The organism is Aliidiomarina sp. B3213 (assembly GCF_003290085.1).
In the GTDB taxonomy this organism is placed as follows: Bacteria; Pseudomonadota; Gammaproteobacteria; order Enterobacterales; family Alteromonadaceae; genus Aliidiomarina.
The window spans coordinates 1,057,131-1,072,815 of the sequence record NZ_QMKJ01000001.1; the positions used below are offsets into that span (position 1 = coordinate 1,057,131).

The 15,685-nt window shown below is 45.8% G+C and carries 13 protein-coding genes, 2 tRNA genes and 1 rRNA gene; 1 reads left to right on the forward strand and 15 read right to left on the reverse strand.

Annotated elements, in window-relative coordinates:
* Positions 1–7: 7 nt before the first annotated feature.
* The 14 genes from DQX04_RS05215 to ybgC form a co-directional block, all read right to left on the reverse strand.
* Positions 8–4,345, reverse strand: coding sequence for a DUF1566 domain-containing protein (locus DQX04_RS05215; protein ID WP_111914803.1), 4,338 nt, complete (start codon positions 4,343–4,345; stop codon positions 8–10).
* A 105-nt stretch (positions 4,346–4,450) separates the two neighbouring features.
* Positions 4,451–4,663: a DUF2798 domain-containing protein gene (locus tag DQX04_RS05220; RefSeq protein ID WP_111914804.1), complete on the reverse strand. Its 213-nt coding sequence runs from the start codon at positions 4,661–4,663 to the stop codon at positions 4,451–4,453.
* Between the two features lie 20 nt (positions 4,664–4,683).
* Complete coding sequence (locus tag DQX04_RS05225) at positions 4,684–5,976, reverse strand: DASS family sodium-coupled anion symporter (protein WP_111914867.1); 1,293 nt, start codon at positions 5,974–5,976, stop codon at positions 4,684–4,686.
* 86 nt (positions 5,977–6,062) lie between these two features.
* Positions 6,063–6,896: an NAD-dependent epimerase/dehydratase family protein gene (locus DQX04_RS05230; RefSeq protein WP_111914805.1), complete on the reverse strand. Its 834-nt coding sequence runs from the start codon at positions 6,894–6,896 to the stop codon at positions 6,063–6,065.
* Complete coding sequence (gene nadA / locus DQX04_RS05235) at positions 6,896–7,927, reverse strand: quinolinate synthase NadA (protein ID WP_111914806.1); 1,032 nt, start codon at positions 7,925–7,927, stop codon at positions 6,896–6,898. Before nadA ends, DQX04_RS05230 begins: the two co-directional genes overlap by 1 nt.
* 153 nt (positions 7,928–8,080) lie before the next feature.
* Positions 8,081–8,156 (reverse strand) — tRNA-Lys (locus tag DQX04_RS05240).
* Between the two features lie 20 nt (positions 8,157–8,176).
* Positions 8,177–8,252: transfer RNA gene (locus DQX04_RS05245), tRNA-Lys, on the reverse strand.
* 186 nt (positions 8,253–8,438) lie between these two features.
* Positions 8,439–9,179 carry a tol-pal system protein YbgF gene (gene ybgF, locus DQX04_RS05250; RefSeq protein WP_111914807.1) on the reverse strand — a complete coding sequence of 247 codons (741 nt, stop codon included), beginning with the start codon at positions 9,177–9,179 and terminating at the stop codon, positions 8,439–8,441.
* A 25-nt stretch (positions 9,180–9,204) separates the two neighbouring features.
* The gene (gene pal, locus DQX04_RS05255) at positions 9,205–9,774 is read right to left on the reverse strand and encodes a peptidoglycan-associated lipoprotein Pal (protein WP_111914808.1); all 570 of its coding nucleotides are present in this window, start codon (positions 9,772–9,774) and stop codon (positions 9,205–9,207) included.
* A 57-nt stretch (positions 9,775–9,831) separates the two neighbouring features.
* A complete protein-coding gene (tolB, locus tag DQX04_RS05260) occupies positions 9,832–11,184 on the reverse strand; it encodes a Tol-Pal system beta propeller repeat protein TolB (protein ID WP_111914809.1) in 1,353 nt (450 codons plus the stop codon).
* A 16-nt stretch (positions 11,185–11,200) separates the two neighbouring features.
* Positions 11,201–12,064 carry a cell envelope integrity protein TolA gene (gene tolA / locus DQX04_RS05265; protein ID WP_111914810.1) on the reverse strand — a complete coding sequence of 288 codons (864 nt, stop codon included), beginning with the start codon at positions 12,062–12,064 and terminating at the stop codon, positions 11,201–11,203.
* 1 nt (position 12,065) lies between these two features.
* A complete protein-coding gene (gene tolR, locus DQX04_RS05270) occupies positions 12,066–12,500 on the reverse strand; it encodes a protein TolR (RefSeq protein ID WP_243618887.1) in 435 nt (144 codons plus the stop codon).
* The gene (tolQ, locus tag DQX04_RS05275) at positions 12,493–13,209 is read right to left on the reverse strand and encodes a protein TolQ (RefSeq protein ID WP_111914811.1); all 717 of its coding nucleotides are present in this window, start codon (positions 13,207–13,209) and stop codon (positions 12,493–12,495) included. The genes tolR and tolQ overlap by 8 nt, the downstream gene beginning before the upstream one ends.
* A complete protein-coding gene (gene ybgC, locus DQX04_RS05280) occupies positions 13,199–13,597 on the reverse strand; it encodes a tol-pal system-associated acyl-CoA thioesterase (protein WP_111914812.1) in 399 nt (132 codons plus the stop codon). Before ybgC ends, tolQ begins: the two co-directional genes overlap by 11 nt.
* A gap of 570 nt (positions 13,598–14,167) precedes the next feature.
* Here ybgC and DQX04_RS05285 point away from each other — a divergent pair.
* The gene (locus tag DQX04_RS05285) at positions 14,168–15,049 is read left to right on the forward strand and encodes a DNA ligase (RefSeq protein WP_111914813.1); all 882 of its coding nucleotides are present in this window, start codon (positions 14,168–14,170) and stop codon (positions 15,047–15,049) included.
* A gap of 527 nt (positions 15,050–15,576) precedes the next feature.
* On the opposite strand, the gene rrf is transcribed toward DQX04_RS05285, so the two are convergent.
* Positions 15,577–15,685 (reverse strand): 5S ribosomal RNA (gene rrf, locus DQX04_RS05290); the annotation flags it as partial.

Sequence of the window (15,685 nt, forward strand, 5' to 3'; positions counted from 1 at the left end):
TTGCTCCTTATTGCCCTGACCGCACGGGCATAACTAACCCCGGGAATTCTTTCGGACACGGCATTACACTCGGCGACACTCCTGGGCTTACACAGTAGCCAGCAGAAGGCAAAGAGTTAACCGTGTTCGACGTTTTGTACTGCTCCTGCAGCGCGAGGTGAGGGAAGTAGTCAGTATCTACACGATGCTCGCTACCGAACAAATCATACATCTCAGGCATGGTTGGCAAGCGCCAGTCTGTAAAGCCACAGTGAGCATTCGCGTTAAGCTCTGCCACGTAAGCTTGGGCATTACATATGCCGTCCACACAGGCTAACGGGCCACTTCCCGAAGTCTCTTCTTGAATACCTTCATCACCACCATTCTCAGTCGCCGTTGGGTTGTACCAAGTGTAATAGTTTTCATTGTGGCGATAGTTCGTTACATCGTTTACACGGCTATCCCAAACCAAGCCTGTCACGTTGTCTTGCACACAACTCCATTGCGTTCCCACAACTTCGTTACCGTTCACATCCCATGCTTGATCTTGGATGGTCAATGCAACACCACCAGCATTCAGTTTGGTTAAATCTAAACTACCGACACCGTCGCCTTCTTTCGTGAGGTTATTGTCGGTTAAGTCGGCATCACGGCCATGTTCGGCGTCTTGTCCTGGCACAGACGGATTAGGACAGCCAACATTTGCACTTACGGCACTGGCACAATTTACCGCCCCAGTATCGTTTAAAACTAAAGCTACCGCGCCAGCTGCAACAGGTATCGCGCTCACTTGGTTACTACCATCACTTTCAAAGCCATCTTGAACCGTAGTAACTTTGAAGAAATATTCTGTATTGTTCTCCAGTCCTTCGATGGTCGAAATTACTGTGCCTATTGTTGTAGGGAAAGGAATTACATTACCACCATCTAGGCTTGCATAATTTTCAACATTCTCAATGCTTTCCTTAGCGTAATAAGCCTTGTATGAATCGGCATTTTCAACTGACTCCCAATACAAAGTCACATCGCCATCGCCAGGGTCCGCCTCGTCAATCGTCGGTGCTTCAATAATCAACCGAAGTGTTGCAGAAAGCGTGCAGTCGTCAGTTATACCCGAAATCGAGTAGATATTTCCCGAAGACTCGTAATTACAACCCGTCACAGAGTTTACCGTGTAGCCTGTTGGAACGGTTAATTCAAAGTCTATAGCTCTTTGCCCATGCGTAAAGGAAGCTGACTCGGGGTTCCAAGAACCACCGTTGTCTGCGGCTGTAGAGATTTGATATGTATTGGGTTCAAAATTGATCGTTATATCACAATCTCCGACTATAGGTTCTGACACCAAACCGATAGTTTCGGTGAATTCGTTCTGCGTAACCTCCCCGCAGTCTGTTGTTGTTACAGACGCTAGATTGTGACCTTCATTAGGAGTTGCAAATAAACCCACCGTTTGCCCGTGTTGAACTTGAATAGTTTCACCAACAGGATCACCAAATACTGAGGTTATTGAGCCCTCTCCATTTACAGTCAAACCAACATCATACTGTTTGTATTTAAACTCAAACTCATAATTACAATTGTCTGTGGTCACGGGGCCTATAATTAGCGGATTTGCGTCCAAATCGGTTGGTTCTTCTCCACATCCTTCGGGAATAGTCACAGCATTTAAAACTAAGCCTTCATTTGGTGATACGTTAAAGGACACGCTTTCACCATGAAGAGTAGGCGAAGTGCCGACAATACTTACGCTTCCGTTCCGGCTGTCTACAACAGATACCGAAACTTGATATTCTTTCTGCGTAAACACTACGTTTATTGGACAATCTTCAACAACAGGGGTCGTTCTATATGTTTCAACCTCACCATTTACGATATAGAGTTCGGCTCCGCACCCAGTTATGGGCCCTAAAAGAAATCCATCATCAGGGATAAATGCAACCTGAAGCCTAGAGCCATAGGCTACGTCAACCGTGTACGGTGCAACCTTTTGTTCTGTTATATTATTATGTATTTCTCCATTTCCAGTTTGACTCACACTAACTTTGAAGGTTTTTATTGCGAAATCAGCGCTTACAATACAATTAGCAGTAACTTCTTCGATTGTATAAACACTTTCTACCAGTGTTCCGTTACAAGTCAATTCAGGGGAGGCTGAAAGAGAACTCGGAACTAACTCATACCCTTCGCCTATTTCATTAATATCAAAGACGCCTGGCTGCCCATGTAGAACCAATTCATCACGAGGTTGAATAGTTCCAAAACTATCGTCGTTTGAAGCTCCTGTAAGCTGATAGACTGCAGTTTCAAATTCTACAGTAATATTGCAGTCGCTGGTTATAGGTTGGGTACTGAGGGTCAGAGAACTTTCTGTAGGATCATTCGAGTTGCGAGCGTAGTTAACACCGCACTCTGTTCCTTGCACACTAGAAATTCCAAATCCAGAGTTTGCGTTTACAGAAACCTGGGTAGTAGCTCCGTGCTGTAAGGCTATTGACGAATAACCTGTATCACCCAAAGTTACTGTTCCACCTTCATTGGCTGAGGTATTAACCACAACCCTCTGCTTCTTAAAAGTCGCGCTAAACTCACAATCTCCTCTAAACGCATATACATAATGAACTTCTGAGCGTTCAATACTCTCTTTAAGGTCAGTAGTACAGGTACCAGGTAAGAATCTATCTATCTCATAGCCGTCATCGGGAGTTACGGTGAATTCAAATCGAGTTCCCGGTATCCCTGTTTGGGACATAGGCGAAATACTACCATGCTCCAGCTCCCGCTCCAGCCCTACCCGAGCGGTAAAATTTATTGGTTCAAAAGAAGCCTTAACTTCACAATTTGAGTTTACAGGTCCAGTTGTGAAAGTATCAGTGTCAGTACCTCTGACTAATGTGCCACCACATTGGCTATCCACAGGCTCAACGGTCCGATAACCCGAGTGCGGCATTAACTCAAACGATGCAGTCTCTCCTGGGTTAACCGAAACACTTGTAGGCCAAGCAACACCTCCGTTAGATCCTGCTGACGCGGAAACTTCGTATGGTTCGAAGACGGGAGTAACGGTACAATCTTCCCTCACGTTTTCGATGATATATTTACTTTCTTCCGGCTTCCACACACCACCATCACAACCAGTCACATTTTTGAGTGCACGACCACTTTCGTTATGCACTACGAACTCTGCTTTTAAGTTCCGATGAATGTCGTGCTGTTCAGGGGTAAACGTAACACCAGAGTTGGAAGGGGCATTCAGCTCATGTTTCCTAAAGTCATTCCCAATAATTATGCAAGACGGCCCTTCAAATTCAATTCCAACAGTTACTATAGTAGTATCTATAGCTCCAAAATATGGACTATACTCCGCTGCTGATACGTTACAGCCTACCCCTTCGAATGCTGTATCTAAATTTTCATCAGAAAAAGCCTCACCCACGTTGTCGCGCCAAAAGCTTGGGATTGTAAGGTTATCCACGCCAAAATCATTGACTTCCAGAAACACATAATGGTCAGGGGTAAATGAGTCAAATGGGTTTTCTGGTACCGTTGTGCCATTATTATAATTTGAGTAGAGACCTTCTCTACCTATTACGCCGAATTCGTCTGTAAGAAACAGGCTAATCTCGGGTTCAACTTGAAAAAAAGCAAAAGGATCATCAATAACCCCATTAACCTCGCCATCAAGGTCACCAATACCACCATCGGTAATGGTCAAGTCAATGCTTCTGCCGTCCGGATTGTAGGTAAACATATCAAAAGGAATTTCAAACCACGTAGGCTCTGCCCCAGGCTCGGCAGGACCAAACTTCATGGGACGATGCCCTAATCCAATAGGTTCATCATAAGTAATGGTAATCGTTGCGGTGTCACCGGGGTTTTCTACTTGCACTTGGTATTCAAGCAAAGATGAACTTGGGGTCACGCCTTCAGGCAAAGGCGCAGGAAGATTAGCGGCGCCTCCCGTTGTTGGTGTAAAACGAACTGAACCAGGAACAAAGCCGTAGTTTGCATCTGGGGCTACGGCTATGGTTGCGTCTATTTCTGGGAAAACTTCACGGTCAGGTAGGTCAACTACGGTACTTAAAAACGTTGCGGTAATTTCACAGTCTTGACTCATGGGAGGCGTGAAATATAGGTTGCCGTTAAGCGTGCCGTCACAACCGGTTACTTCGTTGATAATGGCGTTCTCGTCTGGCTCGATATAGAAACGAACCACTTCACCGGTTTCTGCCTGTGTGACAGGTGGGGAAATTAAGCCGCCCTCGCCTGCATTGGTGGTAATGGTATAAATTTCAACGCTTTCTTCGTTGAAACAGCCCGTAAGCGTAACGGCTAGCAACGAAGCCGCAATAGAGGGGAGCAGACGCATGATTTGACCTAATTGTGATGATTGTCGTTATTTTGTTAATTTAACGTAAATTTAGTGCAAAAAGCACACGATTTCAAACAGTTTATTGATTGTTGGTATCTATTTCTAAGACGTTGACGTAATTTTCTCAGCAAACTTACGAATAGGCTGGGCTCCCAAAAAAACCAACCCGAAAGCAATGGGCCAAGCGATGTAAAAAGCCACCCACCATCGCCCAAAAAAGCCGGCTCCTATGCCAGTGTTTACCCAAGTAATAAGCCCGGTCATGAGAAATGACATATACAACGACATAAACAATGGAAACACGAACTTTTTCATCTTAATCCTTAAAATTCATATTAAACAAACACCATAACCACAAGTGTGGTTACTGCAGCCATGAGCACATTGAGCATTACTCCCTCTGAACTCATTTCCTTAATTGTTATTTTGTTGGAGCTAAATACAATTGAGTTTGGAGGTGTAGCCACGGGTAAACAGAATGCACAGCTACAAGCGATTACCGCCGGAATCATGAGTATTTCAATAGGTAGCCCAGTTGCTACGCCTGTTGCCGCTAAAATAGGCATCAGCAGCGTTGCGGTGGCTGTATTTGAAGTGACTTCGGTAAGAAATGAAACTGTGAGCGTGAGTAGAAAAACCAATAACCACAAAGGCAATACTGTTAAACCCGACAGAGCGCTACCTATACTCTCGCTTAAACCACTGTCCATAACACCAGAGGCAAGCGCAATTCCGCCAGCAAATAGCAACAGAATCCCCCAAGGAATGCTTTGCGCCTGCTGCCAGTTAAGTAAACGCTCACCTTTTCCGTCAGACACTAGAAACATGGCGACAACACCGGCTAAAGCTATTGTAGCGTCACCTACCCCGTTAAAATTAAACCATCCAGTCCATCCGCCAAAAGGTTCAGTTCGGAACACCCACAACAAAACAACCGTTCCAAACACCATGAGTACGCGCTTCTCAGCAACACTCATTTGACCTTGCTCTGGCAATTCTAAAGGATCGCTTAACTTGACGTTACGCGTGAGCCACCATCCAATCACTGGCAAGCCAAGAAGCAGCATGGGTACACCGATTTTCATCCACTGTACAAAACCAAAGCTTTGCTCAGTAAAGCGTTCATAAACCGATGCAAAAATAAGGTTAGGTGGCGAGCCAATAAGCGTTGCAACGCCACCTAGCGACGCGGAATAAGCCAAGCCAAGTAATAGAGCGCGCTGGAAAGAACGCTCCGATGACGCGTCTGCCATCGCCAGTGCAACGGGGAGAAGTGCAAGAACTGCCGCGGTATTGGAAATCCACATCGAAAGAATAGCGGCAGCTAACATAAAAGAAAGGACGATACGTTTGCCATCGTTGGCGCCAATCACATGCACAATTTTAAGGGCCATTCTGCGGTGCACACCGCTGACCTCGACCGCTTTAGCAAGCATAAAGGCGCCCATGAAAAGAATTATAATGTGATTGCCGAGTGCACCACTAACTTCTCGGAAATCAGAAACGCCACCAAGAGGAATAAGTACGAAAGGTAAAAGTGAAGTAACAGCAAGAGGGATGGCCTCGCTGATCCACCACCAACCAACCCAAACAAGCGTGCCTAACATCCAGGAAGCCTGCTCAGGCATGCCAAGGGTTCTACTAATACCGTAAGCAAATAAACCGGCCAGAGGCCCTAATATACGATGTAAGCTATTCACGAGAAGCCCTTGTGTTAGTCAAGAAGCGCTTTGTATCCGTCTTTGTAGCTAGAATAGCGAAATTCAAACCCAGTGGCGACTAGCTTTTGGTTACTCAACCGTTTATTTGCACCTCGTACAGGCGTGTTACGTTCAGAAGTTTTGCTAATTTCAATGTTTAATAGCTCCGCCAGCCAAGTATAAACTTCCGACTGTATTGACGGCTCGTTATCGGTGGCGATAACCACGTCATGATTTAGTTTCTGCTGCGCGTTTAGCAAATGAATTATCACGCCTGCTAAGTCATCCGAATGTATGCGATTGGTCCAATTGTCGTTTAATGCAATACGACCTTCTCTAAGGTTGTCCAATAGTCGAGTACGCCCAGGTCCATAGATTCCAGAAGCACGCACTACAGTAGATTGCCCAGGATAATTTGCAAGTAGCGCCTCACACTCAAGCATAGTTCTTCCGGAAAAGCCTGATGGTGCGGTCTCTGACTCTTCATTCACCCAATGCCCGTAAGACTGCGCATAAACACTGGTGCTCGATACGAATAGGACTCTTGGCGCTATACCCACCTCGAGCAGGGCTTGCGTAAGAGTTTTAACGGGTTGAATGTAAGAGGTTTGATAGCCTTCTTCGGAGAACTCGCTAGGAGTAAGGGTAATAACGATAACGTCTGGCTTAACAGACTGTAGGGTAGATTTTAAAAACGTTGCAGATGATATATCACCGTAGAGCATAGACACATGCTCTGATGCAGTCATAGGGCTCCGCTTTACGCCAGATACCTGGACTGACTTTGGAAATAAAGTGGCAGTACGCTGCGCAATATCTCCAAAGCCTAACCAGAGCACACTCTTCATTATTTGCTCACAGAAAAGTCCAACATACGATTCAATGGAATCATCGCTTTTTCTGCAACTGCAGGGTCCACATGAATTTCATGTTCTTTCCCACCGCTCACTAAAGCTTGTTCAATTGCGGCTAAGCCATTCATTGCCATCCAAGGGCAATGGGCACAGCTTCTGCACGTAGCACCGTGTCCACCAGTAGGCGCTTCAATAAACGACTTGTTGGGTGACAATTGCTGCATTTTGTAGAAAATGCCTTTGTCAGTAGCCACAATGAAGCGTTCGTTTGGGAGCTCTTGGCTTGCTTTAATCAACTGCGAGGTTGAACCCACAGCGTCTGCCATTTCCACCACGCTATCCGGAGATTCCGGGTGCACAAGAACGGCTGCATCTGGATATTGTTCTTTTAACTGAAGAAGTGCTTTTGACTTAAATTCGTCATGTACAATACACGCACCTTGCCATAACAGCATGTCGGCACCTGTTTGCTTGGCGATGTAGCCACCTAAATGCTTGTCTGGTGCCCACAAGATTTTCTCACCTTTGGCGTCCAGATGTTCAACAATGTCTAGCGCAATGCTTGAAGTAACGACCCAGTCTGCACGAGCCTTCACCGCTGCAGAGGTATTTGCATACACAACAACCGTATGGTCCGGATGTTGGTCACAAAACTCGGCGAAATCTTCTGGCGGACAGCCCAGATCAAGCGAGCATGTAGCTTCTAAAGTTGGCATGAGCACTTTTTTCTGCGGCGTAAGAATTTTCGCAGTTTCGCCCATGAATTTCACACCCGCGACAATCAATGTGTCTGCGTCGTGCTTAGCACCAAACCTAGCCATTTCTAGAGAATCGGCCACACAACCACCGGTTTCCTCGGCAAGCGCTTGAATTTCAGGATCTGTGTAGTAATGCGCAACCAAAACTGCGTTATGCTCTTTCAGCAGTTGTTTTATACGCTCACGATACGCCTGCTTTTCTGCTTCACTCAATGGAGCAGGTTTTGGCGGAAAATCATAAGTTTCAATGCGTAATGCTTGTCCCATTCTTTATCACTTCTCAATGGCTAATCGACAATTCTTTAATCCAAACTCAAATTATACAATGAAAGCGAAATTGGATCACTTCGAGCTTCACGTATTAACTTTGGTGGTATTTATTGCTACTGGATGATTTGGGCTTACTAGGAGAGGTTTAGATGGTGGGTCGTGCTGGATTCGAACCAGCGACCAATTGATTAAAAGTCAACTGCTCTACCAACTGAGCTAACGACCCATCTCTAAAGTGGTCGGAATTGGTGGGTCGTGCTGGATTCGAACCAGCGACCAATTGATTAAAAGTCAACTGCTCTACCAACTGAGCTAACGACCCATTCCGTTCCGTTGCCAAGATTTCGCTAACCTCGACAACGGCGGCATAGTTTACTGAAAAAGACGCGCCTTGCAACTATAAAGCGCGTATTTAAGACATTTTTTTTCTCTGTTTACATGCTATCGACGATCTTCTGAACAATACGTCCAAAAACCGACCTAGTTTTAACAACTAGTTAACGTGTACTTACAAAGAATCGAGTTGCTGTTGTGCTAAACCTGCTTCTGTTGAATCGGGGTATTCAGACTGAACACGATTAAAATATTCTTGTGCAGCTGCAGTGTCACCCGTCGCCAATTTGATCAAACCTAATTTATAAATACAGTCTGCTCGTTTTGACGAATCTGGGTACATATCAACCACGGTAGAAAAGTTCGACTCGGCTTCAGCATAGTTTTCTTCAACCAAATAGAGCTGCCCTAACCAATAATGTGCATTGCTGCGGTAGGGTGAGTCAGGATTGGTTGCTATAAAACTCTCGAATTCTGGAATTGCTAGATCATAACGGCGTTCTTCCAGTACCAAGCGAATCGCTCGGTCATAGGCAGTTTCATTTTCCGAAACCTCACCTGAGCCTGTACTCATGTCCACAGACGTGCCCAGTGATGAACCAGAGCCTCTCACTTCTGAAATGCGACGGTCAATTTCTTGATAAAGATCGCGTTGACGTTCCAGAATCTGGTCTAGCTGATTCGCGTGCTGCTCGGTAATGCCACGAAGCTCACTGATTTCACGTTGTAACTGATTCAGTTGCTGCAGCATTCTAGCCTGACCCGACTGGCGAGCTTCAAAAGCACGTTCTAAACGAGCCACACGCTCTTCAACGGTTTCTTGTTGAGCTTGCGCTAAGCTCACAACAGGCGCGGGGCCTGCTGCAAATGCTACACCGGTAACTGCAAAAGCAATCAGTGATGTCGTCCATTTCATATTCTAATCTCCAGCCACTACAGCCTTAGTAAACCAACACAGCTCTACGATTTTGAGACCAAGCTCTTTCATTACTTTGGCGAACTACCGGCTTTTCTTCGCCATACGACACCATCGTCATTTGTTGGCGAGAAACACCCAAGCTTTCCATATACTCAACTACAGACTTAGCTCTTCGCTCACCCAAAGCAATGTTATATTCCGGAGTACCACGCTCGTCGGTGTGTCCTTCGATAACAACCGTTACTGCAGGGTTTCTCATTAAGTAGTCAGCATGTGCCGCTAGCAGTTCAGCGAATTCATCGCGAATTGCAGCATTGTCGAAGTCGAAATACAAAACATGGTCGCGGCGCAGGTCTGCATAACGCTGCTGACGTTCTTCGCGCTGGCGAATTTGTTCTTCTTCAGGTGTTAAGATTCGATCTGCCGCACCGGTTTGTACGCCGCTACCCGCAGACTCTTCTGATGCACCAGTTTGTGAGCGCTCTGTTGTTTCACTAGACTCGGACGCTTCGTCAGACGTTGAACTACAACCGGCAAAAACTAAAACGCTAGCTCCGACCAAAAGAACTTGGAGTACTTTGTTGAGTTGCATAACTTCGTTCCTTAATTATTCGCGTAAATTGAAGAAAACATAGCACGTTTTTCAAAATCAGAGAAATGGAGACCAAGCAGGCGCTTTAATGCTACCCCGCTCTGCTGGCAACCTTGCCTGAAAACGTCCGTCCATTGAAACCAAAGCCAGAACCTGACGATTCTGGTAAGTCGTGCTGTAAATAATCATACTACCATTTGGCGCAACACTCGGGGATTCGTCCAAAGTAGTTTGCGTCAACTGTTGAAAATTACCCGTTGGGTAATCTTGTCTTGCTATGTGGTAAACGCCGCCGTCACGGTTCACCATAACAACGCCCTCGCCATCAGGCGTTACCACACCACCAAGGTTCGACTCGCCATTGAAACTTACACGGCGAACTCTGCCATTATCAAGATCAATGCGATAAATTTGCGGTAATCCGCCGCGCTCTGAGGTAAATAAAAGAGAGTTACCGTCTGGCGTCCAGCTTGGTTCTGTATCTATCCGCCAATGATCGGTAATCTTCCTTACCTCTCGGCTTTCAATATCCATCACATAAATGTCTGGCGCGCCGTCTTTTGATAACACCATAGCTAGCTTAGTACCGTCCGGCGACCATGCAGGTGAGCTGTTAATTCCTGGGAAGGACGTTAACAACTCACGTTCTGTCGTATAAATGTTTTGTACAAAAATTTCTGAACGACCATTTTCGAAACTTACATAAGCTAAACGTGAGCCGTCAGGCGACCAGGACGGCGACATCAGGGGCTGAGGTGAGCGAAGCAGTGGTCTTTCATTTTCACCGTCGTAGTCGCTTACCATGAGCTGATAAGGCAGGTTTTCATCTGGGTTCACTCGAACATACGCAATGCGCGTTAAAAACGCCCCACGCTCTCCTGTAAGCGCCTCGTAAACAACGTCTGAGATACGGTGTGCGTACTGACGAAACTGCGTGTCCAGAACTACAGAAGTTCGAGCTTCAAGGATGTGGTCTTGCTCAACCGCAATCCCTTCTTCATCGAAATACTCCGACATTCCGCCGGTAATTTGACCGCGTAGTGGGTCGATTAACTGGTAGGTCACCTCATAACGCCCTGGAGCAAACTCCGCCACGGAACCAACAAGCACACCTTCAACGCCCAAACGCGCCCAGGTACTGTAGTTCTCAATTTCTCGGTCGTTAGATGGTAAAGATGGTAGTTCATCTATCGAAACAGGGCTAAATTGGCCGGAACGAATTAAGTCAGAACCAATAACTTCAGTGAAGTTATACGGAGCTTCACCTTGCCCTTGCCATTTAAAAGGCACCACAGCTATCGGGCGAGCACTGTCTGTACCTTCCGTAATGACAATTTCGAGAGTGGCAAACGAAGCTTTACTCGCCAGTAGAAAGGTTAAAACAACTAAAAAAACTCCAAAACGCTTCATGAAAACTCCACTCATTTTATAGGTTTGGTTCTACTCGTAATAAAATATTGCTCATTTCACGGTACACATCAGGGTCTTCGGACACAGGCAGTGTTCCTGCTCTCAGTACCGCAGCTCGTGCAGAGTCACACACAGCTTTGTCGCCTTCTCCAACTTGTACGTTGGTTACAAAGCCGTCCCGTGCGATGCTAATTCTCAGTTCACACGACTTCCCACGCATCGAAGAGTCTGTCAGCCAGTTGCGCTGAATGGTTTGACGAATTAACGCTTGGAAACGTTCAACTTCGCTCAACACACGTTGACGACGAACTCGGTCGCGTTCTGCACGCTCTTGCTCTGCTTGCTCACGTAATAATCGCTCTTGTTCTTGGCGCAAGCGTTCTGCTTCAGCTTCACGACGCTCTTGCTCTTCTCTTTCTCTACGCTCGGCTTCTAACCGTTCAGCTTCTTCTTGCTGTTGGCGCAATCTTTCTGCAGCTTCTTGCCTCGCTTGCTCTAGGCGCTCCGCTTCTTCACGCGCCGCTTGTTCCTGTTCACGCCGCTGTTGCTCTGCACGCCTAGCTTCGGCTTGTTCACGTTCTCTGCGCTGTTGAGCCTCCCTGGCTCGGCGCTCTAATTCCGCCACGCGAGCGGCTTCTTGTTGTCGCGCTTGCTCACGCTGTTGCTGAATTCGCTCTACCTGAGCTTGAACCTGCTGCTGGTCTACCGTAATTGCATTGATAATTTCGGTTTGTTCTTGTGTCGAGGTCTCACCTTCGGTCATTTCAACTGTAGGGAGCTCTGCAGGAGAAAAGTCAGCACTCACTAGCAAGACTGCAACTAACGCTACGTGCAACAACACGCTCTTTATTAATGCACCGCCCAAACTTACTTGGCTCATACTACGACTCCGGTGATTCCGTCATTAGTCCTACAGAAGGTACACCAGCTCGTTGCAACAACACCATAAGCTGTACCACTTTTGCATATTCAACAGCACCATCGCCACGAACGACTACAGGTGTGTCAGCATCAACCTGAATATGCGCTGCGACAAGCGTTGCCAGATCTACCGCAGACATTTCTTCCGCTGTACCGCCTTCCACACTTAGGTAATAAACGCCGTCTTTGTCTACGGTTGCAACGATAGGTAACGGCTCATCTTCACCAAGAGCTGCTGCCTCGGCTTGCGGAAGGTCCACTTCCACACCCTGAGAAATCAAACCCGCAGTGATCATGAAGATAATTAGAAGCACCAACATAACGTCGATATACGGAACAACGTTCATTTCCGCTATCGGCTTACGCTTTCGCCTTCTAACGATGAAATCACTCATTCGCAAGCCCTTCATTTATCGGTTGTTGGCTTGGTGATGCGACAGTTTGACGCTGTAAAATTGAGGTGAACTCTTCGGCAAAATTAACGTAACTATTGTCGAGTAGTTCAACTTTATAAGTTAAACGGTTATACGCCATAACAGCTGGAATAGCGGCAAAAAGACCAATTGCAGTTGCAACCAGCGCCTCTGCTATACCTGGAGCAACCATTTGTAGCGTAGCTTGCTGTACTCCCCCTAACGCGATAAAAGCGTTCATGATGCCCCAAACAGTACCAAATAGGCCGATGTACGGGCTGACCGAACCTACAGTGGCGAGTACCGACAAGTTCTTTTCCAATCTATCCATTTCTCTTGAATGTGCAACGCGCATAGCACGTTGCGAGCCGATAATAATGGCAGATGCGTCGTTACTATGGGTACCGCGTAGGCGAGCAAATTCACGGAAGCCGGAATGGAAAAGATGCTCAATGCCTTGGAGTTTATTCCCTTGAGCTGAAATTTCTTTATAAAGTTTAGCGAGGTCCACTCCGGACCAGAATTTGTCTTCGAATTTAACCGCTTGTTTTTGGGCTTTCGACAAAACAGAACGTCTTTGGAATATTAGAGCCCAAGAAAAAAGAGACATGAGTAGAAGTAAGATCATGACAGCTTTTACAACTAAACTCGCCTGCAAAAACAAATCTAAAAAGGACATTTCAAATTCCACTGGAGATTCCCTCAATAATTTCGCGCGGTATCGCGGTAGGTTTCATAGCCTCAAGAGTTACGCAGGCAGCTTTCACATAACCGCTGCAAATTACCTTGTTATGTTGATTCGTAATGGTTTGACGAAACTCAATTGACGCTTTTTTTACTTTAATCGGCTCACAAGACACGTTTAAAACATCGTCTAATCTTGCAGGGCCTCGCAAGTCCAACTCAACGTTTCGAACTACGAACCCAATACCCGTTGCGAGCCAAAATTCTTGCTCTACATTAAACGAACGTAGCCATTCAGTGCGAGCCCTTTCCATAAATTTTAGATAGTTTGCATAATAAACGATACCACCTGCATCAGTGTCCTCGTAATAAACACGCACTGGCCATTCAAACATCTATATTTCCAATCATTTAAACGAGTCCTCAACTATAACCGAAGCCATTCCTGATTTTAAATGGTTAACACTATCTTTAACGCAGTATCGTACAAATGATTAATTTCTAGGCGTTAAATACATACCTTCGGTACATTTTTTCACCGAACATTTTTTTATAGTTCAAATATCGACCAAAATAGCCATGTTCTTCTTTTTCAATTAGTTAGCTCAAAGATGTATAATTTTTGTACCGTTAATTTGATTTACAAAAGCTTAACGCATTATTTTTTCTAATCCGAACAACCAGTATTTCTCGTTTGAACAAGTTTCCACCAGCCGTATAATGCATCTCGTGTTCAGGGGGCATATGCCCTACACCAAAATTCCGAAAGGTTGTCGCTTTTCACTTTGGTGGATGAGATTTACTCATCATAGTTCCTGGATTTACTTCCTCCTTGTTGTTGTTACTTTGCCCGTTCCAATCGAACGGGCTTTTTTTTGCCTGTAATTCCTATTGTACGCAATTGCGTACTCAGCTTTCATTTTGCGTAGGCACCTTTAATACTGAAATAAACAAGGAGGTCTTTCATGTTATTCGCAACTTTAATAATGTCCGCAACACTTTCACCATCAGAGCTACCCGTACCCGTTTTAAGACCTCCAAGTAACGATAAAGTTTCTCAATGGCATGAAACCATAGACCAACTATTATTGATGCATGGAGTGGACATGGATGAAGTTCCTCCATCGATACAAGATTACATGATCAGTGAAAAATTAGACGGTGTCCGTGCGTTTTGGACTGGAACAAACCTGATTTCCCGCCAAGGTATCGAAATCAAAGTACCCGAACGAATCAAATCAGCATTACCACCTCTGCCTGTGCACGGCGAACTATGGGCTGGCAGAGGAAGGTTTTCCTTTGTTTCTGGGCTAATTAATAGAGATGATCCGAGCAGGCAAGAATGGCGAGAGGTGAAGTTTGGTGTTTTCGACGTATCCATTAGTAACGAAGGTTTCCATGAACGTTACAATCGTCTCAAAGATTTTATAGATCCAAATACCGAAGACAGCACTGTATTTCTTATTCCACAAACAACAGTTAACAACGTTTTGGAATTAAGCGCGCTGTTCGAAGCCATAACTAACAAAGGTGGCGAAGGACTCATGTTGCAACACCGAGATAATCTTTATAACCCAGGCCGGACCAACCAGTTATTAAAATACAAGCCAACCGATAATATGCGCGTAAGCGTGATCGGCTACAAACAAGGTAATGGAAAATACTACGACGCAGTAGGATCATTAAAAGTAAGAAATGAACAAGGTCAGGAGTTTTACGTAGGTAGCGGCTTAACGGACCGATTACGTGAAGATCCTCCTAGTATTGGTACAACTGTATGTATCGAACACACAGGATTAACTACACATGACTTACCAAGATTCCCCAGATTTAAGCGGGTTTGTTAACGAGCACTGTTTTTAATAAGCCAAACCGTTAACCATCACTGTGCAGATCGCACAGCGGTCCGTACGTTAGCCGGGCAAATATACGAAAAAACCCCAGCCTTGTTCGATATCGGGGGATATATAAACAAAAAGCCCCTCGCTCAGCGCGAAGGGCTTTAAGCCTGTACAGGGTAAAAGCCGTTAAAGCGAGCACTGCTCGCTAGGCTTTTACGCGAGGCATGGACGCCGAGCCGGGGGATGCTACAGGACGTAAGTTTAACCATCACTGTAGTTCACTGGCGGGCGACAGATAAAAAAGTGTAACGTTGTTTAGGTATTGGGGGGAGCCTTAAACAAAAAGCCCCTCGCTCAACGCGAAGGGCTTTAAGCCTGGACAGGCCTTCGCAGAGCTCAGCCCGTTCAGCAGGATGAAGCCAAATTGTTGGCTTCATCAAGAACCTGCTTCACCCTACTCTCGAGTAGGCCATAGCCGGGCGCATATACGAAAAAACCCCAGCCTTTCGGGCTGGGGTTTTTCTCGTATAAAAGCCTGGCGGTGACCTACTCTCACATGGGGAATCCCCACACTACCATCGGCGCTGACATGTTTCACTTCTGAGTTCGGAATGGATTCAGGTGGTTCCACGTCGCTATGGC